This is a genomic window from Marivirga tractuosa (assembly GCF_042140215.1).
Taxonomy (GTDB): domain Bacteria; phylum Bacteroidota; class Bacteroidia; order Cytophagales; family Cyclobacteriaceae; genus Marivirga; species Marivirga tractuosa_A.
In genome coordinates this window covers 2,791,135-2,815,064 of sequence record NZ_CP159478.1, presented here as the reverse complement: position 1 = coordinate 2,815,064, position 23,930 = coordinate 2,791,135, and the positions used below count along the sequence as shown (strand labels likewise).

Here is a 23,930-nt window from a genome sequence, read left to right as displayed (position 1 = left end):
GGATGAAGCTAAGAAAACAAATTAGTAATTAATTATGAGAGTAATAGTATAACTGAAAACTAGACAACTTGCAAATCCGAAAACTTAAAAACCTTTAATGAGCTCACTTAAAAAACGCTCAGCCACAGCTTTAGCCTGGGATATGGGAGGAACTATTATGCGTCAGGGAAGTGGTTTCATTATTTCTATTTTTCTAGCTCGTTTATTAGAACCTGCTGAATTTGGCTTGGTAGGAATGGCTATGGTTTTTATCAGCATTAGCCAGGTTTTCATTGATGTGGGTTTTTCATCTGCATTAATCCAAAATAAAGCGAACACTAATTTAACGTATAGCTCTGTTTTTTACCTAAATGTATTTGCTGGATTTGTTTTAACAGCAATTTTTTATTTTGCTGCACCTTTGGTAGGGGCATTTTATGAAAGTAACCAAATAACAGAATTGGTACAGTGGCTTTCGTTGATTTTTGTTTTTAATTCCCTTAATCTGGTTCAACAGGCCATCCTACAAAGGGAATTGAATTTCAAAATATTGACCCTGCGTACAGTAATTGCCAGTGCAATCGGCGGTGTATTGGGGGTAATATTTGCATTTCTGGGTTATGGTGTTTACGCTTTGGTTATTCAACAAATTAGCACAGGAGTTCTAAGTACAATTTTATTGTGGACTACTTCAAAATGGAAACCTGACTTTAATTTTTCATTAATTGAGGTTAAAAAGTTAACAGCCTTTAGTTCATTTGTGTTTTTTGACCGATTTATTTCTACCATTTTTCAAAGAATAGATATTTTAATGATTGGTAAAGTGTTTTCTCCAGCAACCTTAGGATTTTATACTAGAGCTATGTCTCTTCAGCAGCTTGTTACTACTTATTCTTCAGGGAGTCTCACAAAAATTTTCTATCCAGTGCTTTCAAAATTGCAAGACGATGTAAGTGAGTACGCAAGAGTCTATTTCAAGGTAATCTCTGTAATTTCTTTTACTAGTTTTTTACTGACAGGTATGCTATATGTTATGGGAGAAGACATAATCATTATACTATTTGGACAAAAATGGTACCCATCTGTACCCATTTTTCAAATACTAATAATTGGTGTGTGTACCTATCCATTAAATTCAATGATGGTTAATGCTTTCATGAGTAAAGGAAAATCAAGAGAAAATTTTATAATAGGTATTTTTAGAAAATTGGTTAGAGTGATTCCCTTATTAATAGCCTATTTTTATGGTATATATGAGTTTACAATTGGAGTAGTGATTACTTACTATTTCTTAACTGCTACAAATATTTATTTTTTAAATAAATATACAGGATTGGAAATTAAAAAGCACTTTCGAAAAATATTTGAGGGTATTTTACCATTGATTATCATTATTTTCTTGTATCAATTGCCTTATTTTGACAATTTATTAAAAAGGGCATTACTATGTGTTTTATATATTGTAGGTTACTTGCTTTATAGTCATATCATAAAATCTGAAGGTTTTTTATTTATAATTTCAAATTTTAAATCAAAATTCTATGCTAAATAGAGGCGTATTAAATAAGCTTAAGGATTTTAAGGAAGATTATTTTGATCCAATTAAATACAAGAATAGACAAAAGTATTTTTGTATAGGACTGAATAAAACTGGAACAACCTCTTTAAAAAGAGCTTTTCAAGATTTAGGTTTTAAAGTTGGAAATCAAAGAAAAGCTGAGAGACTTTTAAAAGATATTATAAATAGGAATTATAATACATTTTTAAATTATTGTGATACTGCTGAGGTATTCCAAGATGTTCCATTCAGCTTTTTTGATATATATAAGGTGCTCTTTGAAAAATACCCTGATGCTAAATTTATTTTGACAATCAGAGATTCGCCTGAGCAGTGGGTGAATTCTATTACAAAGTTTCATGCAAAGAAGTTTTCAAATAATTGTGTGGCTACAGCAGAGGAATTAAAAAGAGCAGAATATGTTTGGCCTGGTTGGATGTGGGAGGCTATGAAATATAACTTTGATGTTTCTGAGCAGGATCCATATAATCGCGAAAACCTTCAAGAAAGGTATATAAAATATAATAGAGAGGCTAAAGAATTTTTCAGTACTTCAGATCACTTTATTGAACTTAATTTGTCACAGAAAGAAAGCTATCAAAAATTCACTAACTTTATAGGTGTCGATTCACCTTATTTAGATTTCCCTTGGGAAAATAAGACTGAAAATATAAAAGCAAAATGATACCTGTAACAAAACCCTATTTACCGCCTTTAGAAAAATATCAACAATATATTTCTGGTATTTATCAACGCCATTGGTTAACCAATAATGGGCCATTAGTGAATGAATTTGAATTACGTTTAAAAGAATATTTAGGACTTGATCATTTACTTTATGTTAGCAATGGTACCATAGCATTACAATTAGCTATAAAAGCGCTGGATTTGAAAGGTGAAATCATTACCACTCCATTTTCTTATGTGGCTACTACCAGCAGCATTGTTTGGGAAGGCTGCACCCCTGTTTTTGTGGACATTGATGAACATACATTAAACATAGATCCAACAAAAATTGAAACTGCTATTACTGATAAGACTTCAGCCATTTTAGCTACGCATTGTTTTGGCAATGCATGCGATATTGACGCTATAGATACAATTGCCAATAAGCATAATTTAAAAGTGATTTATGATGCTGCACACTGCTTTGGTACTAAATATAAAGATAAAAGTATTTTTGAATACGGTGATGTCAGTATTACCAGTTTACATGCCACTAAATTAATGCATTCTGTGGAGGGAGGATTGGTCATTACAAAAAAACCGGAACTTTTAAAACGTATGGCTTATATGCGTAATTTTGGACATGACGGTCCTGAAAAGTTTAATGGGGTCGGGATAAATGGAAAAAATTCTGAGTTCCATGCTGCCATGGGTTTATGTGTATTGGATGATATAAGTTTGATTATTGCTAAAAGAAAATCACAAGCCTCATATTATGATAAAACACTTGAGAATTTAATCGTACGTAAGCCAAAAATACAAGAAAATTGTAACTTTAATTTCGCATATTATCCAATAATTTTTAATGATGAAGAAACTTGTATACGGTCTAAAAAAGAGCTCGAAATAAATGAGATTTTTCCCAGAAGGTATTTTTATCCATCTTTGAGCAGTTTAGATTATGTTGAAAAATCCAATACTAAGGTGTCCGACAAAATTTCTAGAAAAATCCTGTGTTTACCTTTATATTATACTTTAAGTAGAGAAGAGCAGGACATGATATCAAGAATTTTATTAAGAAGTGTAAATTATAAATAAATATTATGGCTTTTTTATCTAAACTAGAACTGCAAAAAATTGGCTTTAAAGAATTAGGAGAAAATGTACAGATTTCCGATAAGGTTTCTATCTACAATCCAGCTAATATTAGCATAGGTTCAAATGTTAGAATTGATGATTTTTGTATTTTATCAGCAGGAGAGGGTGGTATTAGAATAAGAAATTACGTACATATAGCTTGTTACGTATCCCTTATAGGGAAAGAATTAATTGAAGTACAAGATTATGTTGGGATTAGTTCAAAATCTGCTGTTTATTCAAGTAGTGATGATTATAGTGGTGAATATTTAGTCCTAACCAACAATACCAGAGGAATATAAGAATGTTGATCACCGGCCTGTTATTTTCGAAAAATATTCTCTAATAGGTGCCGGGACAGTTATTCTTCCTGGGGTGATAGTGGGTGAGGGAACAGCAGTAGGAGCCTTATCATTAGTTTCTCGAAATATAGAATCTTGGGGGATCTATATTGGTTCGCCTGTTCGATATATAAAAGAGAGGAAGAAAGACTTGATCCAAAAGGCTAAAACCCTTGTTTCAAATGAGTGAAAAGCAAGTAGAACTAGTTTCGGTTTGTATGGTTACTTATAAACATGAAGCTGACATAAGAGAAGCTATTGAAGGAGTTTTAAGTCAAAAGACTGATTTCAAGGTAAGTCTTTTAGTTGGTGATGATTGTTCACCAGATAATACCTACAAAATTGTAAAAGATATAATAATTAATCACCCTAATGGACACTGGATAACTTACATAAAAAGAGAAAAAAATATTGGGATGATGCCTAATTTTATTGATCTCTTAAAACGCTGTAAAGGTAAATATATAGCTTTATGTGATGGTGATGATTTTTGGACAGATCCTCTTAAATTACATAAACAAGTAAATTTTTTAGATAAGAATAAAAAGAATATTTTTATAGGACATTCTTGCCATGGTTTAACAAAATCTAATAAAATTGTGCCCGTTAGGGTTTTCACAACAGATCATAAAATTACTCCTTATAAAGTATTCTTATCAAATCAAGTGAATACAAGTACCTTTTTGTTTCGTAACCACATCGTAAATTACGAAGAACTTATAAATTTCAATTCAGGTGATTTACCGTTATTGACGATGTTAGCATTTAAGGGCGATTTATACGTTTTTAGTGATGCAATGAGCATATATAGAATGAATGGGAAGGGTGCAGATTCTTCATTAAGAATGGATATTAAGTACTCTAATTATTTAAAAAACAGGAAATTGTTATTAAAACATTTTCAATGGAGTAATATTTCCCTTTTAAAAGTTATGTGTTATAGTTTATTACGAGCTACTATTTACGCTTATACTATTTTTAATAATAACAGTCCTGCTAGAACTCAGTTGAAATTATTTATAATGATTTTAAGACACTTATTTACACACAAAAGATTTTCTGGAGAATGAAAATATTACAATTCCCAAAAATAGAAGACCCCCGTGGTAATTTAACTTTTCTTCAAAAGCAAGATCAAATTCCATTTGAAATTCAAAGAGTTTTTTGGACATATGATGTTCCCGGCGGTGAAAAAAGGGGTGGTCATGCTTATAAGGAGCAAGAAGAAGTAATTATTGCCTTAAGCGGAAGTTTTGACATCATAATTTCTACCAAGAAGAATGAAGAAATCAAATATTCTATGAATAGGTCTTATTATGGGCTATATTTACCAGCTAATACATGGAGACGTATGGAGAATTTTTCGACAAATGCTGTAGGTCTACATTTAAGTAGCCATAAATTTAATTCAGATGATTATATTCGTAATGAGGATGAATTTTTTAAATTAGACTAACATGACTAAGGTATATAATTGTGATGTTTTGCAATTCCCAAAAGTAGGGGATCGAAATGGACATATTACAGCAATTAATAATAATGAAGAAATTCCTTTTGCAGTCAAGAGAGTTTTTTATTTATATGATATTCCAGGAGGTGAATCAAGAGGGGCTTATGCACATAAAGAATGTCATCAGTTATTAATAGCTATAAGCGGTGCTTTTGAATTATTATTGGATGATGGGTTGACTAAAAGACAAATTCAATTAAATCAACCCTATATTGGATTACATATTCCACCTGGAATATGGGCTTCAGAAATTAATTTTTCATCGGGGTCTGTTTGTTTAGTTTTAGCATCTCATGAATATGATGCGGAGGATTATATAAGGGATTATCAAGAATATTTAAATTATATACATGATTCATGAATTATCAGATGTAAAGACTAAAAATATTGGTTCAGATACATTGATCTGGCAATATGTAGTGATTTTAGCGGGTGCTAGAATTGGCAAAAATTGTAATATTAATTGTCATTGTTTTATAGAGAATGATGTGTTTGTAGGAGATAATGTCACAGTTAAAAGTGGTGTTTATTTGTGGGACGGGATTGAAGCTCAGAATAATGTTTTTATTGGGCCTAATGACACCTTCGTTAACGACCTATATCCGAGGTCAAAACAGTATCCTTCAAAATTTCAAGGATGTAAAATTGAAGAGGGGGCATCGATTGGAGCAAATGCTACCATCTTATCTGGACTAACTATTGGTCAATATTCATTAATTGGAGCAGGTAGTGTAGTGGTGAAAGACATTTCGCCATTTTCGGTATGGGTAGGCAATCCTGCTAAACAGATCGGGTATATCACTAAGGAAGGGAAACGTTTAAATAATGATTTAAAAGACGAAAAAGCCAATAAGCGGTATGAATTTGATGAAGATAACAATTTAATAGCAGTTTCATGAGTGATATTCCTTTTTTCTCTTTTTCCGGCATGCATAGTCAGATTAAGCCAGAAATATTAAAAGTATTTGAAGATTTTTATGATTCAAATTGGTATGTATTGGGTAAAAATACGGAAGAATTTGAATTAAATTTTGCTGAATGGAATGATGTAAAATATTCGGTAGGTGTTAGTAATGGTCTTGATGCTCTAATTCTTTCACTTAAAGCCTTGAATCTGAAAGATGGCGATGAAATCATTGTACCAAGCAATACTTATATAGCTTCAATTTTAGCCATAACGCATAATAATTTAGTCCCTGTATTTGTTGAGCCAGATGAAAGAACCTTCAATTTAGATCCAAGTTTGATTAAAGAAAAGATCACTTCTAAAACAAAAGCTATTTTACCAGTTCATTTATTTGGTCAATCTTGTGAAATGGATAAAATTATGGAAATTGCTAATAAATACAATCTTTATGTGATTGAAGATAATGCTCAGGCACATGGGGCTACTTATAAAAGTAAAAAAACAGGTTCTTGGGGACATATAAATGGAACAAGTTTTTATCCAGGAAAAAATTTAGGGGCATTAGGGGAAGCTGGGGCTATTACTACAAATAATATTAAATTATTTGAAAAAGTTAAGGCATTAAGAAATTACGGATCTGAAAAAAAATATTATAATAAATATCAAGGTGTTAATAATAGAATAGATGAGCTACAGGCTGGTGTTTTAAATTTAAAATTAAAATACATAGATCAATGGACGGATGAAAGACAAGAGTTAGCAAAGATTTATATTGAAAACCTATCTAACATAGAAGGATTTGAAGTTCCATATATTCACTCTGAAGCTGACCATGTTTTTCATTTATTTGTAGTGAAAACTAATAAGCGTGAAGAGCTTATGGAATATTTAAAAAATAAAGGAATTGGCACGCTTATTCATTATCCTGTACCACCTCATTTGCAAGAAGCTTACCAAACTTTAGGATATCAAAAAGGTGATTTTCCGATAGCAGAAAGGCTAGCTAATAACTGTTTGAGCTTGCCATTATATCCAGGTATGACAAACCAACAGATTGAGTTTGTATGTAAAAAAATCATAAACTTTTTTTAATAATTGAAATTGTAATTATAACTAGTAAATTAATTCTAATTAGTTGAATATATTACTTATAGGTGATTTTAGTGGTTTCGGCAGAAATTTAAAAGCAGGACTTCAGGAGCTTGGACATGAGCTAACGATAGCAGTTTCATCTGTAGGGTGGAAAAAATTTCAATATGATTTAAAACTTTCACCCAAAAAACGAAACGTTTTAACAGATAGAATTCATCCCTATTCATTACTAGATAAATTATGTGGGTATGATATTGTCCTTCTAATTGATCCATTAGTTTTCTATAAAAATTATTTTCCACGTAAAGATTTTTATAAGCGTATATTTAAAAATAATGGAGCGTCCTTTCTTATTGGTGCTACTATGGATCCTTTTTTTTGGAGGCATTCAAATGAATATATGAGGTACACTCCTTACAATGATATGTTGAAACATGATTGGAATCCTTTTTTGCAATTTAAGCTTTCTGACAAGGCTTATGATTTTAATAGATTTGTGGCAGAATCAGTTGATGGTATAATCCCTGTTATGTATGATTATGAAGGATCGTACAAAATGTTATTTCCTGACAAAACAAAAACAATACCTTTACCTTTTCACGTAGGTAATTCAAATAATATAACTCAAACTATAAATGACAAACTGACTTTTTTTCATGGAATTAGTAGGTTTGGTTTTAAAGGTTCTGAATATATAGAAAAAGCATTTCATCACATACAGATGAAATATTCGGATAAAGTAGAGCTGATATGTTCTAGAAAATTACCTTTTAATGAATATATTGAAATTTTGAATAAGTCTAATGTAGTAATTGATCAAACGAACAGCTATTCTTATGGAATGAATGCTTTATATTCTTTAAATTCTGGAAAGACAGTAATGAGTGGTGCAGAAAATGAAGCTCTTGATAGTCTAAACAGTTCTGGTTGCCCAATTATAAACATTATTCCAAATGTAGATCAGATTATTTCTGAAATGGAAGCTATAATTGAAAATCCTAAATTGTTAAATAAGAATTCTGAACGTTCGAGAATGTATTTAAAAAATTACCATGATTCTGTGATTATTGCAGATAGATATATTAATTACTTTAAAACTAAATTAAGTTAAGTTGCTTTCGATATTGAAATATTTATATTTTAGTCTATTTAGAAAGGAATTCCCAACGAATGTCCTAAATAGCAAAGAAATCATTTTCATTCATAACCCGAAAGCAGCAGGTAATAGTTTAATAAAGTTATTGGGAATAGAATTAAAAGAAGGCGAATCAACAAGTCATCAAACCCCATCTTTTTTAGTCAACAAAAGAACTTGGGAATCGTATTTTTCAGTTTTAGTAGTTAGGCATCCTATTGATCGATTAATTAGTTCCTATAATTATCATACTAAAGAATCATACCAAGGTCATTTTTTACAAAAATATCCGGAACTACATCAATTCTCTTTTGAAAAATATTTTGAGGTGTTTTCAAAAGAACCTTATGCCATCAGACCACAAATTGATTATTCTAACCATATTATGTCCAGTAAAAGGGTCGATTTTGTTTTAAAATTTGAAAACTTAGAAAATGATGTAGAACAACTCTGTTCTAAATTAGATATATCGAATGTTTCGGTTCCACATCTAAATCAATCAAAAAGGAAAGAAATTGATTATTTTAAAGATGAATCCTTTAAACAAAAGGTGATTAATTTCTATAAAAAAGATTTTGAATATTTTGATTATGAAATTGAATACTAATGCTTAATATCCAAGTCATCATCCAAGCCCGTCTTTCTTCCACCCGCATGCCTAAAAAGGTTTTAACCCCTTTTTATAATCATGATAGTATATTAGATATTCAACTTAAAGCCTTTAAGAAAAATTCTAATTTTCCATTACTTATTGCTACAACCAATCAGCCAGCTGACGATAAAATTGAAGATTTTGCAAAGCAACATCAGGTCGGACTTTTCAGAGGTAGTGAGGTAGATGTATTAAGCCGTTTTATTGAGGCTTCAGATGCTGATTTTATAGTGAGAATATGCTCTGATAATCCTTTTATGCAACTTGGCAGTATTAATGAGTTTTTAAAGGCTATGAGTTCTGAGACTGATTATATTTCTTATGCTGATGCTGAGGGTACTCCAGCCATTCGAACTCATTGGGGTTTATATCCTGAAATTGTAAGCAGAAAAGCATTGGTAAAAGCACATGAAGAAACTGAAAAGCTTGAAAATGGAACCTTCTATAGAGAGCATGTGACGAATTATATATATGGAAATCCTGAAAAATTTTATGTGAAATTGCTACCAGCACCTGAGATAATCAAAAACCGAAAAGATTTGAGGTTTACCATTGATACACCTGAAGATTTTGAAAATATGCAGAAGCTCTATGAAATCATTCAAAATAATGGAGGGGATTTTTCTTTGGATAATTTAGTGAGAACAGCTGATGAGCATGAGGAGATTAAGGCGGTGATGGGAGAGGGGATAGCTAAGTTCAGTAAGTAAGGTTTCACGCAAACCTGTCCCGCATCGCAGCATCGGGAGACCGCAGAAGAGATTTGACGCAAAGGGCGCAAAGAAAAAAATAAAAAAGAAACAGATACTATAATTCAATTCATGAAGGCATTATTTGTTTAGTTAATGCCTTGCAATTAACTTTAATTTTAATAAAATCTTTGCTCACTTTGCATTTTAAATCTTAGCGCTCTTTGCGTGAAACCAAATGTCTATGAAGAACACATACTTAATCGGAGAAATCGGCCAAAACCACAACGGCTCCGTAGATATAGCCAAATTATTATTCGATAAAGCAGCCAAAGAAGTGGTAGATCCGCTTTTTGGGCAGGAACTCAAGCCTTGGGATGCAGTTAAACTGACCAAACGGGATTTAAGTGAGGAGCTTTCAGCTTCGGCTATGGCTAAACCTTATGATAACCCCAATAGCTTCGGGGCTACTTATGGGGAACATCGTGCTGCTTTAGAATTAAATGACGAACAGCATTTTGAATTGTATAAATACGCCAAAAGCTACGGGCTTGATTTTGTGGAAACCCTTTGTGCCACAGGTTGCCTGTCTATGTTGCGCTATTTTGAACCGGACAGATTAAAAGTAGCCAGCCGTGATTTAACTAATCTACCTTTATTGGAAGCCCTGGCTGAAACCAAAATTCCTATTATTTTTTCAACGGGAATGGGCGGAGTAAAGGAAATCGATAATGCATTGGAAGTCATAACCAAACATCACGAAAAGATTACAATTTTACATTGTCTCTCGCAATACCCATCAGAATATAAAAATATAAACCTCAACAGTATTCATTTTTTAAAAGAATGCTATCCAGATTATACCATTGGCTATTCCGATCATTCTATTGGAATTTCAATCCCTACTGCAGCAGTTGCCATGGGAGCTGAAGTAATTGAAAAGCATATCACTTTAGACCGCAGCATGAAAGGGACTGATCAAAAGGGTTCTTTAGCGCCAGATGGGATGTATAGAATGGTGAGGGATATCCGAAATCTTGAAATGGCACTGGGAGATAAGAAAAAAGAAACCAGTGAGGCAGTAGAAGCAGCTAAAATCAAATTAGAGCGTTCCATAGCCACTAAAAAAGAGCTTAAGAAAGGAGATATCATCAAAGAAGAGGATTTGCATATGTTAAGCCCGGGTGATGGGTTTAAGTGGGCGGAGAGAGAGCATGTTGTAGGGAAAAAGCTTAATCAGGATGTTCCAAAGGACGAGGTGATTTATAAAGAAATGGTAGATTAACCGCAAAGGTTCTTCCATTTCTTGATTTCGAGACATCAGGTTGTTTGAAAAAATGTCAAATAATTATTTGACATTTGACAAGATTCCCCTCTACAGGGGAATGACGTTCTAATCAGGTTTAGAAGGTTTAGCAAATTATTAAGTACTATTATTATTAGTTGAATCATCTTTACTTTAACTCGACACACTTTGTTCCATGCGCCATACTCGCATTGTCTTCCGTACATCATTCTCGCACTTTATTCTGTGCGTCATTCCCGCGAAGGCGGGAATCTATTGATTTTAAGCAAAGCTTAAAATATTTAATTAAAGGCTCTTATTTTCTGATTTATAATATGTAATTATGTTACCCAAATTAATTTTAACTGATATTGACGGGGTATGGACCGATGGCGGGATGTACTACGACCAATCAGGCAATGAATGGAAGAAATTCAACACTTCCGATTCAGCAGGCGTTCTATTCGCACGCAAGCTTAATATCGAAATTGGCATCATCACCGGTGAAGACACCCAAATCGTCCAAAGAAGAGCCGATAAACTCAAAATCAAGCATCTTTTCATGGGCATAAGCGATAAATTGCCAGTTGCTCAAAAGCTTTGTGATGAATTAGGCATCAGCTTGGAAGAAGTAGCCTACATAGGCGATGATATAGGAGACCTAGAATTATTAAAAGCCTCAGGAATCTCCTCCGCCCCAGCTAATGCCCCTGATTACATCCAAAAACATGTTGATTATGTCACCACCAAAAAAGGAGGCGAAGGAGCGTTCAGAGAATTCGTTGAGTGGATGATTAGTAAAGAGATGAACATCGAAACTTTATTGGAACCGCAAAGACGCTAAGGCGCAAAGTTTTATATTTAACATTATAATCACAAATATTAATTGAGTTCAAATTTCAATGCAAACACTTAAAATCAATTTCTTATTTTTTCTTAGCGTCTCTGCGCCTTTGCGGTTGGTTTTTGCGTCTCCGCGTCTTTGCGGTTCAATCAGGGGGTAAGCCATGAAAAGGATTTTAGCTATATGGCCCACCCACAGAGAGGACTGGATATTGCCTTTCAAAGCACTTTCCAATCAATTTGAATTTATATTTCTCTCCGGCATCTCACCCGATCCACAGAAAGAAAACTATGTCCAAAAATTTGCCCAAACCATTCATTGGTCAGATTACAACTCAGCCCAGGATTTATTAGACCAAATTCAACCTGACAAGCTAGTATTTATGTCCGTTGAAAGCGGTTTAAATATTGCTTTGAATGTTAACGCTAAAAAGCAAAATATTCTAACCTATATCCTTCAACATGGCATTTATACTAATTATAAAGACTACAGAACCCGTGAGAAAATATGGCAAAAGAAGGAACTAGCTTCTCAAAGTAATCAGGCTAAGAGCAGTTCTGGTTTCAGCAGCTTTAATTGGATCAATAATTCTCTAAATGGAATTCAAAAACTATTACTTTTCCAGATTTCTTTATTTATTAAAGCTTCCCAAAAAGTTGGACCTTATTGGGCAGCCAAGCACTTATCCTTTGAAGCTAAAAAGCCTGATTTATATATTTGCTTTTCGCCTTTCAATGCAACTATTCATAAAGAAGTTGATAAAATAGGAGCCAAACGTATTCAATATATTGGAAGTCCGGAATTAACACAATATCTAAAAAAAGAAAATGATTTAATAGAAGAAGATTTTTATTTGCATATCGATCAGGCTTTTGCAGAAAACAGTTTTGGAGAAGAGACGGTAAGCAAAGAAAATATGATTCGATTCTATTTAAAGCTAAATGAGTATTGTGTACAGCAAAATGCTAAACTTTATATCAAACTGCATCCAGAATCATTTAATTCCAATTGGTTACCTCAAAACGATAATATTGTCTATTTGCGAAAAATAGAAAACTTCAATCGCTATGTTCAATCTGCTATAGGCTGCTTTGGATTTTATTCTACTATGGTGATCCCCGCAGTGTATTGGAAACCGACTATTTTATTCAATATATTCTATTCAGGTTTACAGGAAGCGCTACAAGATGTCGATCAAGTCAAAATATTACCTTTTTATCAATTTACGGTTGAAAATTTGAGTTTTAACAAAGGTAAATTGGAGCACAAGAAATTAATCAATCGTTTCTTTTACAGCAAGGAAGCCATATCTTTGGAGCTTTTGGCTGAAATATTGAATGCAGAAAATTAGGCTACTACATATTCTCTACTCAGGACAAGGAGGATTGGGAACTTACTTCATGAATTTTGTCAAGAGTGATCAAGAAAAGCAATTTGAACATTTTGCTTTTTTTTATGGAATAGAAGCTCTAAATCAAGAATTAGAAGAGTTTTGTATTGAAAATAAAATTACATACCAATACCAGCAAAAACAATCTAAGATTGATTTAAAGGCTTTAAAGTCTGTTATGGGTTTTCAGCAAAAACATCAAATTCAGTACTTGCTTTTACATACTTTTAGTTTAAGCCTTTTAACTTTAATTGGTCTTTTTAAGAAATGGAAATTAATAGCTTTTGACCATACCACATTAGCCTATAAAACAAAGATTGAAAAGGTTTTTACTTTAGTAAATCATTTGTTTGCCTATAAAATGATTTACTTTTATAAAGGACATTTCGAACAAAATAAACGAATTTTACCCTTACTGAAATTTGGGGAAAACTCACATATTATTCCTAAAACCGTAGATATCAATTTTTTCCAGCCTCCTGAAGACAAGCCTAAAAACGATATTTTTAATTTGGGTATTACAGCCAGGCTTATTCAAGGTAAAAGACATGATTTAATAATAGAAGCTTTAGCAAAGCTAAGAGACAAAGGTTTAAAAGTTTATTTTAGAATTGCGGGCACTGGCATAAAGAAACGGAACTAGAAGAATTGGTCAACAAATTAAGTTTAGCTGACCAAGTTGAATTTGAAGGCTTATTAACACGTAATCAATTATTATCTTTTTACCAATCATTGGATGCTTATATTCATGCTTCAGAAGGAGAAACCATCTGCTATTCCATTATGGAGGCTCAAGCTTGTGGATTACCCATTTTAGCTTCGGATGTAGAAGGGATTAATAATGTTATTTCTGAATATACTGGTGGGCTACTATATAAAAATAGTGCGAAAGATATGGCAACTAAAATAAGTACTTTGTTAGATTCAGAGGAACAATTTTATGGTTACAAAAAGCAATCAAGAGAAGCTGCGGTAACTAATTTCACTAATTTTAATAATGCAGCATTACTTTATTCAAAGTTAAGTTAATGAAGATACTTTTTATACAAAAAGAAGGCGGGATTTTTGGGGCGGAAAATTATCAATTGAAAATTATTCCAGCTTTAATGGCCAAAGGAATTGAAATTGAGTTTTTAAGGCTATATACCGATTATCAAGGAGGCATAGGAGGTGATTTCATAGACCGATTAAATTCTTTGGAAGTAAAAACGCATGAACTTAATATTGGCCGAATTCCAAAAATATCTTCCTTAAGAAAAATTAAAAAACTAATAAATCATAATGAGTTTGATGTTGTCCATACCCACTTAATTCATGCTGACTTACATTTAAGCTTGATTAAATTATTTTCAGGAGGTATCAAATGTCCTTGGGTCAGTACCAAACACGGTTATGACAATAACTTTACGGCTCAATATGGTTTTGATGCTACCAAGCAAAATAAAACTCCTTATTTTCTATTAGCTCAATTATCAGAAAGACTCTGCGATCAATCTTTTACAATCTCCCATGGCTTAAGAAACTTTTTTATTAAAACCGGACTTGCAAAAGAGGAGAAAATGAAATTGATTCACTATGGTTTTGATTTTCCCAAAACCTCTGATGAATTGCTGGATGCTGATTTTAAGTTGTTTAAAAAGCAAATCATTATAGTGGGTAGATTAGTAGGTTTTAAGGGGCATCATTACTTAATAGAAGCCATGTATAAGCTCCGTGCGCAGGATGCAGAAGCTGGCTTAATTATAGTAGGAAGTGGAGAATTAGAGGAAGATCTTAAACAAAAAACAAAAGACCTAAAACTAGAAGATCATATTCATTTTGCAGGCTATAGCAAAGAAGTGATTAAGTGGATGTATAATTCTGATTTGGTAGCGGTGCCTTCTATTTCTGAAGGTTTTGGGGTGGTGTTTTTGGAGGCATTCAACTGTAAAAAGCCAGTAGTTTCCTGGGATGTTCCAGCCGGAAATGAATTAATGAAAGATGGTAAAACTGGTTATTTGGTTCCACCTTATGATACACAAGCATTAGCTGAAAAGATGTCTTACATTTTAAATCATCCTTCAGAAGCTAAAGAAGTGGGTTTAAACGCACATCAGGAGCTAAAAAATTATTATAATTTAAAGCGCATGACCCAAGAAACCATTGACTTTTACCAATCAGCATTGAATTAGTGGGCGCTATTATAGCCATATTGCTTCTGATAGGTTTAGCCCAATGGCTAAAATCCTCTTATATTAAAAATCAACCTCAGCTAAATAAGCGGTATAATTGGGGTGTTTTTTTTCGAATTCTGGGGACTGTGGGCTATATAGTCTATGCCCGTTTTTTCAGTGGGGGTGGTGTAGATGCCTGGGTTTATGATAACTGGGCAGCCAACTTTGCAGAATATTTTAGAGCTTTTGATTTTTCTCCATTTTTTGTTGAAAGTATGTGGCGTAACGGGCAATTATTCTACACCAATTTTGTGGCCTACCCGGCAGCATTCTTTATGATTTTCACTTTTGATAATGAATTTGGTGTTTATTTGCTCTTTAGCGCAGTGTGTTTTGCTGGTCTGATCTTATTGTTTAAATCCTTTAGTAAAAATTATTTCTTTTTAGATCAACCCAATTTATTATTTTGGGTTTTACTTTTTCCAGCCTTATGGTTTTGGACTTCCACTATTGGAAAAGATGCTTTTATGTTTTTAGGTATGGGAGTAGTCTGCATGGGTATCCATAATAAACGCTTGAATTATATTTATATAATAATTGGCTTGGCGATCTTATATGCTTTTAGACCTCCAACAGCTTATGTAGCAGTTTTGGCCTTAGGTTCATTTTTTATTTTAAATATAAAGGATAATTGGTTGATTCGCATTTTTAAGATTACTGCTGGTATAGTGGTAATTATTTTATTAGCCAATTATTTATCCGACCAATGGGGAGTAGAAGAGTTTTCAAATCAAGAATTAACAGAACTTCAAAGAGGGACATTAAGAAATAATGAATACGGAACCGGAGTCTTGGATGAGAAAGCAGGAGGTATAGGCTCTATTCCTCAAGGAATAGTGGATGTTTTGGCTCGACCGTTTCTGTGGGAGATCAGAAATGTATTTACTGCTGCGGCCGCTATAGAAATCAATGCTGTTTTATTGTTGTTGATTATTAGAAGAAAATCAGTCATGAGTTTTATAAAGGATAGTTTAAGTCATAGGTTGTCCACTTTTGTATTGGCCTTTGTATTTATTTATGTAGTCACCGTAGGCCTTTTTGAAAATAATATTGGCCTAATAGCCCGCCACCGCTCCATTATCTTCCCCTTCCTTTTCCTTATGGCTTTTGCTTATGATGATAAAGTCAAAAGAGCCTATCAGCAGTTTATGTGGAGAAAAAGAAAGCAAGCTGAGATTAACCGCCAAAGGGGGTTAATTAATAATTAGTAAGTGAATAATTAATAATTTGAGTTGGTAATTCTGCTTTGCGTAAAACTTACCGTCCCTGTCTGCCGCCAGGTAGGTTCGCGACTTAGCGTGATTTTTCTTTCAGCTTTAGCTGAAATCCTTTTGTTTTCTATTGTTACTTTATGGTTCAAAAATGATCAGCTTTAGCTGATTTTATTTAGTGTCCTTAGTGAAATTCTCCGTGTAACTTCGTGGTTAACCCATTTCAGCTTTAGCTGATAAACTTTTCCCGATAAGTTCGGGACAAGTTGTTTTCTCGAATGCTTAGCTTAGTATTGAATCAATTAAAAATTCATATTTTGAACTATTTTACTTAATTTAAACTTTTGCAAGAAACACTTTATAATGAAGGCATTAACAATTTCAAATTTTCGAAAAAATTTAACAAAATACATTGAGGAAGTTTCCAAGTCCTTTGAGACAATAATTTTACCTGGTAAAAATGATGATGAAGGTGTAGTTATGATGTCGATAAGTGAATACAACTCCTTAAAAGAAACCGAACATTTGCTTTCAACAAAAGCCAACAGAAACCGCTTGAGAGAATCCATTGAGCAAATTAATTAATAATTAGTAATTCGTAATTATTAATTATAATGTGCTTGGGAAGAATTAAGTTATTGGATTGAGAATGATTTTTCTAACGTCCAAAAAATCAAAGAACTTCTAAGCGCAATAAAACAAAACCCTTTTACAGGAATCGGAAAACCAGAACCTTTAAAACATAGTCTAAAAGGCTTTTGGTCACGCAGGATTAGTGGCGAACATAGATTAGTTTATAAAGTGAGTGGCAAAAAAGGAGTCGATCAAAAGTGCGTTGTAGTTCAATGCAGATTTCATTACGATGATAAATAGTATTAAAAGATTAAAGTGCATAGGTCAATTAATAATTCACACCTTTTTTCTTTGCGTAAACTTTGCATGAATTTCCACAGTTTTAGCTCACATTTTCTCTGTGACTCTTAGTGAAATTCTCAGTGTAACTTACCGATGTGTCGGCACAAGCAGTGGTTAAACCATTTCAGCTTTAGATGAAAAACTTTTGAGTTTACCTAATTTAGATTGTACCTTCAAATCTTATATTTTTTTAAATCCAAAGAATTTAGCACTTTTAATCCCAAATAGGAACTGAATTAATAAGTATTAAGTTAAAAAAGAATGGAGACAAATATCAAAATCAATACAGATTCGCTTAACATGGATTTTTTAGAGGGAATAAAAAAATTGTTTCCTCATCAGGAAATTCAAATTTCAATTCATCCTACGGATGAAACAGACCGTATTTTATCTTCCCCTAAATATGCAAATGAAATATTAGATCGAATAAATGAATTCGAGCAAAAAGGAGAAGTTAAAGAAGTTTCTGCAAAAGATTTGATATGAGAAATATTCTTTTTGTTCCAAAGGCATTTGAAGAGTATCAAAATTGGATTCATCAGGATAAAAAAACTGCTAAAAAGATTGGTGAATTATTAATTCAAACTTCAAAAACACCATTTGAAGGAAAAGGTAAACCAGAACCCTTAAAACATCAGTTTAACCCGCATTATTTATGAGAAGAATATGATAAATGATGATAGTATATCTAAAATAACTGATTATCAATTGATTAATTCAGGGTTAACCCCGATAATTTATAAAAACATAATAATTCAAATTTGAGTGTTGTAAAATTCACAATTTAATGTCAATTTCACATTGTAACTATCTAATAATTTGTTTTTATAAATTGTTTGTCCTTCGGACGAAAAAGTATTATAAATTTTTCGGGTTAAAGGTTATTGGAGTAGAAGAATATCTCAAGAGCATCGATTAATTTATAAGGCAACAGATACAGATATTATCGTTATTTCCTGCTATTCGCATTATAAATAATTAGAATTATTTTATTTCTTTGCACTCTTGGCAACCCATGACTTTCTTTATTGGACAGATTGTGGTATAAAAACTAATAAGCTTTAGCTATTTATTTCTTAGTGCCCTTGGAGTAAAACTCAGTGTAACTCCGTGGTTATCCCATTTCAGCTTTAGCTGAATAAACCTTGCGTCTTAGCGTCTCCGCGGTTAACTTTGCCTGATGCAAAAACCCACAGCCATTGTCTTCGGCAGCTACCTGCCATCCGTCATTAACTTCCGTAAACCCTTACTCACTGCCCTGCAAGCAAAAGGCTATAAAGTAATTGCTTTAGCCCCAGGCAATGATGAAGCCACCGAAAAAACCTTAGCTGAACTGGATGTTGAATTTATTCAAGTTCCTTTAGGCAGAACAGGCTTCAATCCCCTCCAAGATTATAAAACCCTCCAATTTCTTAAAAAGCTTTTTAAAGAGCTTCAGCCAGAGGTGGTTATCACTTACACCATAAAACCTAATATATATGGCAGCTGGGCTGCTAAAAGCATAAAAAATACCAAAGTATTGGCATGGATCACCGGTCTGGGTTACGTAGGCATGGAAGCCAATACTTTCAAAAGAAAATTAGTCCGTTCGGTCATTTTCAGGCTTTATAAAAAAGCCTTTTCAAAGTTACCGTTTATCGCTTTTCAAAATCCAGATGATCAGCAGTTTTTTAAGCAGCATAATTTGCTTCAATCTCAAACTAAGCAAACCATAACAGCAGGCTCAGGAGTGGATCTTAAACATTATCCAAAAGCAGAACCACAGCTCAATCCTATTAAATTTTTATTGATAGCTCGTTTAATAGGAGCAAAGGGTGTAAATGAATATTTACAAGCAGTGAAGATCATCAAAAAAGATCATTCTGAAGTGATTTTTCAACTCATCGGCATGATAGATGAAGGTAATCCCGATTCCTTAGAAGAAAAAGAATTAAAGGAGTTGCATGAAAGAGGCAATATAGAATATTTAGGCTTTCAGTCTGATGTCCGTAAGTATTTGTCCGAATGCTCGGTGTTTGTCCTACCGTCTTATTATAGAGAAGGTACTCCCCGTACTATATTAGAATCATTGGCCATGGGCAAACCCATTATCACCACCGATAACCCAGGTTGCAGGGAAACTATAGATGGAGATAAAAACGGCTATTTGATTCCAGTGAAAGATTCAAACGCATTGGTAACAGCCATGAAATCCTTTATAGAAGATCCAGCTTTAATAGAAAAAAAAGGGGGAGAGAGCTATCGATTAGCTGTAGAAAAATATGATGTGAATAAAGTAAATGAGCATTTGTTTGAGTTTATGGGGATTGGGTAAGAGGTTTTAATTAATAATTAATAATTTGGGAATTAGTAATGGGATAGCTTAGAGCTAATAGAGCCTGTTGATTAACGATAATGGTTGGTAATTACCGTCACTGCGAGGCACGAAGTAGTCTTGACTGCTACTAGCTAACCATGGATTTCATCAAACTAAAACCTTGCAAAAAGGAGGGCTGGGGTGGTTGTACAAAAATCCATTAGAGGGAATTCGGTCTGACGCTTTTATAGATCAGTTGAAACGATTAATCTTCCCCAATTACTAAAGCTTATCCATGATTCTTAACGTCTGACCGATACTATAGGAATTAACAAAGGAGCTAGCCCCTTCTTTTGATCAGACGGTTTCAACCGTCAGACCAAGGCAGGTGGATTTTAGCAATGAAATGCCACTCTTTGCTTCTTAAGCAAGCAGATATTCCGTGCCAGAGGCACATAGTAAAAATCACCAGCAAGATGCTGGCGATAGATGGTTTAAGTCTGCATCTTTCATTTTCACAAAGCTTCACTTAAAAGTCCGATCTTAGGACCTGACTAAAATCCCCAACCCAGTTAGCGAGCTAGATACACTTCAAGCTTCCAACTTCCCACTTCAAGCTACCTTGGTCTGACCTTCGGTACTGACCTATTCATCACCCATCACCCCACTATTTACTTCTACAATATTCGATTTTTCCTCCTTAAGAATTACTAGGCTCCAATTCTTCTTTGGGGGCTAGGAAGCTCTTCCACACCCAACACCCAACTTTCTATCAAAATCGTTTACTGAAAGTAACAGAAATTACTATATTTGTATCTTATACATTACAAAAATGGAAAAGCTTATTAACCTATACCTTAAAAAGATTGCAGCTACTGATACCTTTTTTGTTCGGGATAGTATTGAATGGCTTCAAGAGGATGCCCGATTAATTGGTATAAAAGGGCAAAGGGGAGTAGGGAAAACAACTTTGTTGCTTCAGTTTTTAAAGCTTCAGTCTGATTATCAAGAAAAGGCGCTTTATGTCAGTCTGGATAATTTATGGTTTGCTGATAATACACTTTATGATTTAGCTTATCATTTTGTTCAGAGGGGAGGAAATTTATTAGCAGTAGATGAAGTACATAAATACCCTAACTGGGCTAAAGAATTAAAGAATATTTACGATGATTTTCCAGAAATCAAAGTAGTATTTACAGGATCATCTCTGTTGGAGATCTTGAATGCCCGCGCAGACCTGAGCCGAAGGGCAATAGTACATGAAATGCAAGGTTTATCATTTAGGGAATTTTTAGCCTTAGAAACGGGACAGGAGTTTCCAAAAATTAAATTAGCTCAACTTTTAAATGAGCATGTGTCATTAGCGCTTGATATTTCTAGTAAGCTGAAGCCCTTTAAATATTTTGAAAAGTACCTTAAATCAGCCTACTATCCTTTTTACAGAGAGTCAACTTCACTTTATAGTCATAAAGTAGAAGAAGTGCTTAATATGATTTTGGAAATTGAATTGCCAGTATTGCGTAATATTGACCTTGCTTATGTAAACAAATTAAAACAACTACTGGTCATTTTGGCACAAAGTGTTCCTTTTGTTCCCAATCTGACTAAACTGAGTGAAAGAATTGGGATAAGTAGGAAGACGCTCTTGCTTTATATTCATTATTTGGATGAAGCTGGATTGATTCGAAACATTTTTAAAGATGCTCACGGTATTTCCCAACTTCAGAAGCCCAATAAAATACTTTTAGATAATACTAACTTGTCATATGTGCTCGCTACAGATGTTAACAAAGGTACTTTAAGAGAAACTTTTTTTGTGAATCAACTTGCTCAGCGGTTTTCAGTTACCTATGCTGATAAAGCAGATTTTGTGATTGATGAAAAGTATGTCTTTGAAATAGGGGGCAAGTATAAAGGCAAAAAACAAATAGTAAATGAGACTTATGGATATTTAGTGATTGACGATGTGGAAATCGGTCATCATAATAGAATTCCATTATGGTTATTTGGGTTTCTTTATTGAAAGTAATAAGTATTATCTGATTTGAATCCCACTTTAGCCTTACTTCCAAAATTAGTAGATAAAAAGCCTACCTCCAGCTGGTGGAAACTACTGCCGCCTTTGGCGAATGTTGGCTATGGAGCGCAAAGTTTTGCTCTTAAGCAAACTGTTTTTCTGAGCCAGAGGCCCCAAGTAGCTATCACCAGCAAGATGCTGGCGATAGGTGTACCTGGTTTTTCTACCTTATTTCTTTTATTGATAGGCTTAAACAACTCTTCCGCCTGCCGGCTGGTGGAAACTACTGCCGCCTCTGGCGGTTGTTAGCTATGAAATGCAAAGTTTTGCTCCTAAGCAAGCTGTTATTCTGTGCCAGAGGCAACATTGGCCATCGCCAAAGAGACGCAGGCGATGGTAATAATTTTATATTAGGAGGTTAAGCTATATTTTTTGAAATATGTTTTTTGATTATAAATTTACATAATCAATCAAAACCTTATGATAAAATGAGCCAATTTCGGAAAACTACCCCTAATGACACCTATTTTATTACTTTGACAATCGTTGGTTGGATAAATTTGTTTGATAGGGAAGATTATAAAAGAATTCTTATTAAAAACCTTCAATTTTGTCAAAATAATAAGAATTTAGAGATTTTTGCCTATGTAATTATGAGTAACCACATACATATGGTTTGCCGAAGAATTGATCAGGATTTAAATGAATTATTGGGTAGATTTAAAAGTTTTACCGCAAAGGAATTTAAAAGTGAAATTAATAACAACCCTAAAGAGAGTAGGAAAAAATGGATGCAAAGCCTCTTTAAACATTTTGCTATTTTGGATAAATCATTTAAAGAATACAGATTTTGGCAAAGAAATAATCAACCCATTTTAATTTCTGACTCTAAAATGCTGGAACAAAAAATTGATTATATTCACGAAAACCCGGTTAAAGCAGGTATTGTTACAGAAGCTCAATATTATAAATATAGTAGTGCTTGTTTTGATAGTCCCCTAAAAGTCAAGGAATTGTAATAGTTTTCAGGTTTAAACCACTTTTTCTCATAAAATGGTCGTTGTAAGAAATTTAAATAATAATAGCAAACTCTTCCGCCTGCCTCAGGCTGGTGGAAACTACTGCCGCCTCTGGCGGTTATTAGCTATAGAATGCAAATTTTTGCTCCTAATCAAGCTGTTATTCTGTGCCAGAGGCACTATTAGCCATCGCCAGTGGGACGCAGGCGATAGGAGTTTCAGACATTTTTATATGAGGGATAATTAAATATTAGAAGGTATAAGTACGACCAATTTGATTAATCATTAAACTCACTCATGGTTCTATTGACTCCAATAGTTGAAAAGCCTAAAATCATATCACAGGCTTTGTCCATAATAAAAGGCAGTTCTTCAAATTCTTGTTGGGTAAACGGGCTTAAAACATAATCTACTTGTTGACCTTTGTGGAAATTATCGCCTATGCCAAATTTCAAACGAGCATAATTTTGTCCTCCTGTTAAATCTTCTATGTTTTTTAAACCATTGTGGCCAGCTGAAGATCCTTTAGCTCGCAATCTTAATTTTCCAAAGGGGAGGGCTATGTCATCCGTAATCACCATAATATTTTCTTTGGGGATTTTGAGCTCCTGCATCCAGTAGTTTACGGCCTTTCCCGAAAGGTTCATATAAGTGGTAGGCTTAATTAAATGGATTTGTCTGCCTTTATATTTAAACTCGGATTTCATGGCCAATTTTAAAGTCTCAAACTCCACTTTTTGCTGGTCAGCCAGTCTATCTAAAGTTAAAAAACCGATATTATGACGGGTGATTTCATATTCAGCTCCAATATTTCCTAAACCTACTATTAGGTACTTCATAATGCAATTACTTTTTACAAAGCGCAAAAATAAATGATTTTTACGGGAGTGCCGAGAAATTTGAGATTCTATTATTAAATGAATAAAAACTCTTAGAGTTTCAAAGATTAAAGTTTGCTCTGTGCATGCGGGTGGGAGGACAAAACAGCGGGCCTGCTTGCTCAGGCAAGCCAGCGTTGGGAAAAGCGCAGAAGCATTGTTTTGTCTTGATTTTTGTTTCTTTTTGATCAAACAA

The 23,930-nt window shown here is 33.5% G+C and carries 29 protein-coding genes; 28 read left to right on the top strand and 1 reads right to left on the bottom strand.

Features of this window, described 5'->3' with window-relative positions:
* Positions 1-97: 97 nt before the first annotated feature.
* The 28 genes from ABWH96_RS12685 (at position 98) to ABWH96_RS12550 (ending at position 22,856) form a co-directional block, all read left to right on the top strand.
* A complete protein-coding gene (locus tag ABWH96_RS12685) occupies positions 98-1,531 on the top strand; it encodes a lipopolysaccharide biosynthesis protein (protein WP_375577903.1) in 1,434 nt (477 codons plus the stop codon).
* The gene (locus tag ABWH96_RS12680) at positions 1,521-2,222 is read left to right on the top strand and encodes a sulfotransferase (protein WP_375577902.1); all 702 of its coding nucleotides are present in this window, start codon (positions 1,521-1,523) and stop codon (positions 2,220-2,222) included. The genes ABWH96_RS12685 and ABWH96_RS12680 overlap by 11 nt, the downstream gene beginning before the upstream one ends.
* Positions 2,219-3,301 carry a DegT/DnrJ/EryC1/StrS family aminotransferase gene (locus ABWH96_RS12675; protein WP_375577901.1) on the top strand — a complete coding sequence of 361 codons (1,083 nt, stop codon included), beginning with the start codon at positions 2,219-2,221 and terminating at the stop codon, positions 3,299-3,301. The genes ABWH96_RS12680 and ABWH96_RS12675 overlap by 4 nt, the downstream gene beginning before the upstream one ends.
* 5 nt (positions 3,302-3,306) lie before the next feature.
* Positions 3,307-3,642 (top strand): hypothetical protein, encoded by a 336-nt coding sequence (locus ABWH96_RS12670; RefSeq protein WP_375577900.1) that lies wholly within the window; start codon positions 3,307-3,309, stop codon positions 3,640-3,642.
* Positions 3,643-3,863: 221 nt separating this feature from the next.
* A complete protein-coding gene (locus ABWH96_RS12665; protein WP_375577899.1) occupies positions 3,864-4,751 on the top strand; it encodes a glycosyltransferase family 2 protein in 888 nt (295 codons plus the stop codon).
* Positions 4,748-5,137, top strand: a complete 390-nt coding sequence (locus tag ABWH96_RS12660) for an FdtA/QdtA family cupin domain-containing protein (RefSeq protein ID WP_375577898.1) — start codon at positions 4,748-4,750, stop codon at positions 5,135-5,137. The genes ABWH96_RS12665 and ABWH96_RS12660 overlap by 4 nt, the downstream gene beginning before the upstream one ends.
* 1 nt (position 5,138) lies before the next feature.
* Positions 5,139-5,552, top strand: coding sequence for an FdtA/QdtA family cupin domain-containing protein (locus ABWH96_RS12655; protein WP_375577897.1), 414 nt, complete (start codon positions 5,139-5,141; stop codon positions 5,550-5,552).
* The gene (locus tag ABWH96_RS12650; protein ID WP_375577896.1) at positions 5,542-6,090 is read left to right on the top strand and encodes an acyltransferase; all 549 of its coding nucleotides are present in this window, start codon (positions 5,542-5,544) and stop codon (positions 6,088-6,090) included. Before ABWH96_RS12655 ends, ABWH96_RS12650 begins: the two co-directional genes overlap by 11 nt.
* Positions 6,087-7,190 carry a DegT/DnrJ/EryC1/StrS family aminotransferase gene (locus ABWH96_RS12645; RefSeq protein ID WP_375577895.1) on the top strand — a complete coding sequence of 368 codons (1,104 nt, stop codon included), beginning with the start codon at positions 6,087-6,089 and terminating at the stop codon, positions 7,188-7,190. The genes ABWH96_RS12650 and ABWH96_RS12645 overlap by 4 nt, the downstream gene beginning before the upstream one ends.
* Positions 7,191-7,233: 43 nt before the next feature.
* Entirely contained in the window at positions 7,234-8,301 is a 1,068-nt protein-coding gene (locus ABWH96_RS12640) for a glycosyltransferase (RefSeq protein WP_375577894.1), read from the top strand.
* A 13-nt stretch (positions 8,302-8,314) separates the two neighbouring features.
* Positions 8,315-8,932, top strand: coding sequence for a sulfotransferase family 2 domain-containing protein (locus ABWH96_RS12635; RefSeq protein WP_375577893.1), 618 nt, complete (start codon positions 8,315-8,317; stop codon positions 8,930-8,932).
* Positions 8,932-9,687, top strand: coding sequence for a cytidylyltransferase domain-containing protein (locus ABWH96_RS12630; protein ID WP_375577892.1), 756 nt, complete (start codon positions 8,932-8,934; stop codon positions 9,685-9,687). Before ABWH96_RS12635 ends, ABWH96_RS12630 begins: the two co-directional genes overlap by 1 nt.
* A gap of 223 nt (positions 9,688-9,910) precedes the next feature.
* Complete coding sequence (locus tag ABWH96_RS12625; protein WP_375577891.1) at positions 9,911-10,951, top strand: N-acetylneuraminate synthase family protein; 1,041 nt, start codon at positions 9,911-9,913, stop codon at positions 10,949-10,951.
* 343 nt (positions 10,952-11,294) lie between these two features.
* Positions 11,295-11,795 (top strand): KdsC family phosphatase, encoded by a 501-nt coding sequence (locus ABWH96_RS12620; RefSeq protein WP_375577890.1) that lies wholly within the window; start codon positions 11,295-11,297, stop codon positions 11,793-11,795.
* A 163-nt stretch (positions 11,796-11,958) separates the two neighbouring features.
* Entirely contained in the window at positions 11,959-13,146 is a 1,188-nt protein-coding gene (locus ABWH96_RS12615) for a polysialyltransferase family glycosyltransferase (protein ID WP_375577889.1), read from the top strand.
* Entirely contained in the window at positions 13,133-13,828 is a 696-nt protein-coding gene (locus ABWH96_RS12610) for a hypothetical protein (protein WP_375577888.1), read from the top strand. The genes ABWH96_RS12615 and ABWH96_RS12610 overlap by 14 nt, the downstream gene beginning before the upstream one ends.
* Positions 13,829-13,833: 5 nt before the next feature.
* Entirely contained in the window at positions 13,834-14,214 is a 381-nt protein-coding gene (locus tag ABWH96_RS12605; RefSeq protein WP_375577887.1) for a glycosyltransferase, read from the top strand.
* Positions 14,214-15,356 (top strand): glycosyltransferase family 4 protein, encoded by a 1,143-nt coding sequence (locus tag ABWH96_RS12600; protein WP_375577886.1) that lies wholly within the window; start codon positions 14,214-14,216, stop codon positions 15,354-15,356. Before ABWH96_RS12605 ends, ABWH96_RS12600 begins: the two co-directional genes overlap by 1 nt.
* Positions 15,356-16,606 (top strand): hypothetical protein, encoded by a 1,251-nt coding sequence (locus tag ABWH96_RS12595; RefSeq protein ID WP_375577885.1) that lies wholly within the window; start codon positions 15,356-15,358, stop codon positions 16,604-16,606. The genes ABWH96_RS12600 and ABWH96_RS12595 overlap by 1 nt, the downstream gene beginning before the upstream one ends.
* A 366-nt stretch (positions 16,607-16,972) precedes the next feature.
* Positions 16,973-17,194: a type II toxin-antitoxin system Phd/YefM family antitoxin gene (locus ABWH96_RS12590; protein ID WP_375577884.1), complete on the top strand. Its 222-nt coding sequence runs from the start codon at positions 16,973-16,975 to the stop codon at positions 17,192-17,194.
* A 57-nt stretch (positions 17,195-17,251) separates the two neighbouring features.
* Complete coding sequence (locus tag ABWH96_RS12585; protein ID WP_375581483.1) at positions 17,252-17,482, top strand: Txe/YoeB family addiction module toxin; 231 nt, start codon at positions 17,252-17,254, stop codon at positions 17,480-17,482.
* A 303-nt stretch (positions 17,483-17,785) separates the two neighbouring features.
* Positions 17,786-18,010, top strand: coding sequence for a hypothetical protein (locus ABWH96_RS12580; protein WP_375577883.1), 225 nt, complete (start codon positions 17,786-17,788; stop codon positions 18,008-18,010).
* Positions 18,007-18,183 (top strand): type II toxin-antitoxin system YoeB family toxin, encoded by a 177-nt coding sequence (locus ABWH96_RS12575; RefSeq protein ID WP_375577882.1) that lies wholly within the window; start codon positions 18,007-18,009, stop codon positions 18,181-18,183. The genes ABWH96_RS12580 and ABWH96_RS12575 overlap by 4 nt, the downstream gene beginning before the upstream one ends.
* Before the next feature lie 205 nt (positions 18,184-18,388).
* Positions 18,389-18,502, top strand: a complete 114-nt coding sequence (locus ABWH96_RS12570) for a type II toxin-antitoxin system YoeB family toxin (RefSeq protein WP_375581482.1) — start codon at positions 18,389-18,391, stop codon at positions 18,500-18,502.
* Positions 18,503-18,704: 202 nt separating this feature from the next.
* A complete protein-coding gene (locus ABWH96_RS12565) occupies positions 18,705-19,838 on the top strand; it encodes a glycosyltransferase family 4 protein (RefSeq protein WP_375577881.1) in 1,134 nt (377 codons plus the stop codon).
* 814 nt (positions 19,839-20,652) lie between these two features.
* Positions 20,653-21,843: an ATP-binding protein gene (locus tag ABWH96_RS12560; protein WP_375577880.1), complete on the top strand. Its 1,191-nt coding sequence runs from the start codon at positions 20,653-20,655 to the stop codon at positions 21,841-21,843.
* 21 nt (positions 21,844-21,864) lie between these two features.
* Positions 21,865-22,146, top strand: coding sequence for a hypothetical protein (locus ABWH96_RS12555; protein ID WP_375577879.1), 282 nt, complete (start codon positions 21,865-21,867; stop codon positions 22,144-22,146).
* A 179-nt stretch (positions 22,147-22,325) separates the two neighbouring features.
* The gene (locus ABWH96_RS12550) at positions 22,326-22,856 is read left to right on the top strand and encodes a transposase (RefSeq protein WP_375577878.1); all 531 of its coding nucleotides are present in this window, start codon (positions 22,326-22,328) and stop codon (positions 22,854-22,856) included.
* Positions 22,857-23,134: 278 nt separating this feature from the next.
* Here the strand turns inward: ABWH96_RS12550 and pth are convergent, their stop codons facing one another.
* Positions 23,135-23,695 carry an aminoacyl-tRNA hydrolase gene (gene pth, locus ABWH96_RS12545; RefSeq protein ID WP_375577877.1) on the bottom strand — a complete coding sequence of 187 codons (561 nt, stop codon included), beginning with the start codon at positions 23,693-23,695 and terminating at the stop codon, positions 23,135-23,137.
* Positions 23,696-23,930 lie beyond the last annotated feature (235 nt).

Coding starts and splice junctions, on each gene's coding strand:
- ABWH96_RS12580 (WP_375577883.1), top strand. CDS start 17,786: ATGGAGACAAATATCAAAATCAATACAGATTCGCTTAACATGGATTTT.
- ABWH96_RS12655 (WP_375577897.1), top strand. CDS start 5,139: ATGACTAAGGTATATAATTGTGATGTTTTGCAATTCCCAAAAGTAGGG.
- ABWH96_RS12615 (WP_375577889.1), top strand. CDS start 11,959: ATGAAAAGGATTTTAGCTATATGGCCCACCCACAGAGAGGACTGGATA.
- ABWH96_RS12685 (WP_375577903.1), top strand. CDS start 98: ATGAGCTCACTTAAAAAACGCTCAGCCACAGCTTTAGCCTGGGATATG.
- ABWH96_RS12575 (WP_375577882.1), top strand. CDS start 18,007: ATGAGAAATATTCTTTTTGTTCCAAAGGCATTTGAAGAGTATCAAAAT.
- ABWH96_RS12670 (WP_375577900.1), top strand. CDS start 3,307: ATGGCTTTTTTATCTAAACTAGAACTGCAAAAAATTGGCTTTAAAGAA.
- pth (WP_375577877.1), bottom strand. CDS start 23,695: ATGAAGTACCTAATAGTAGGTTTAGGAAATATTGGAGCTGAATATGAA.
- ABWH96_RS12630 (WP_375577892.1), top strand. CDS start 8,932: ATGCTTAATATCCAAGTCATCATCCAAGCCCGTCTTTCTTCCACCCGC.
- ABWH96_RS12560 (WP_375577880.1), top strand. CDS start 20,653: ATGGAAAAGCTTATTAACCTATACCTTAAAAAGATTGCAGCTACTGAT.
- ABWH96_RS12660 (WP_375577898.1), top strand. CDS start 4,748: ATGAAAATATTACAATTCCCAAAAATAGAAGACCCCCGTGGTAATTTA.
- ABWH96_RS12675 (WP_375577901.1), top strand. CDS start 2,219: ATGATACCTGTAACAAAACCCTATTTACCGCCTTTAGAAAAATATCAA.
- ABWH96_RS12625 (WP_375577891.1), top strand. CDS start 9,911: ATGAAGAACACATACTTAATCGGAGAAATCGGCCAAAACCACAACGGC.
- ABWH96_RS12550 (WP_375577878.1), top strand. CDS start 22,326: ATGAGCCAATTTCGGAAAACTACCCCTAATGACACCTATTTTATTACT.
- ABWH96_RS12645 (WP_375577895.1), top strand. CDS start 6,087: ATGAGTGATATTCCTTTTTTCTCTTTTTCCGGCATGCATAGTCAGATT.
- ABWH96_RS12620 (WP_375577890.1), top strand. CDS start 11,295: ATGTTACCCAAATTAATTTTAACTGATATTGACGGGGTATGGACCGAT.
- ABWH96_RS12590 (WP_375577884.1), top strand. CDS start 16,973: ATGAAGGCATTAACAATTTCAAATTTTCGAAAAAATTTAACAAAATAC.
- ABWH96_RS12680 (WP_375577902.1), top strand. CDS start 1,521: ATGCTAAATAGAGGCGTATTAAATAAGCTTAAGGATTTTAAGGAAGAT.
- ABWH96_RS12610 (WP_375577888.1), top strand. CDS start 13,133: ATGCAGAAAATTAGGCTACTACATATTCTCTACTCAGGACAAGGAGGA.
- ABWH96_RS12665 (WP_375577899.1), top strand. CDS start 3,864: ATGAGTGAAAAGCAAGTAGAACTAGTTTCGGTTTGTATGGTTACTTAT.
- ABWH96_RS12650 (WP_375577896.1), top strand. CDS start 5,542: ATGATTCATGAATTATCAGATGTAAAGACTAAAAATATTGGTTCAGAT.
- ABWH96_RS12565 (WP_375577881.1), top strand. CDS start 18,705: ATGCAAAAACCCACAGCCATTGTCTTCGGCAGCTACCTGCCATCCGTC.
- ABWH96_RS12600 (WP_375577886.1), top strand. CDS start 14,214: ATGAAGATACTTTTTATACAAAAAGAAGGCGGGATTTTTGGGGCGGAA.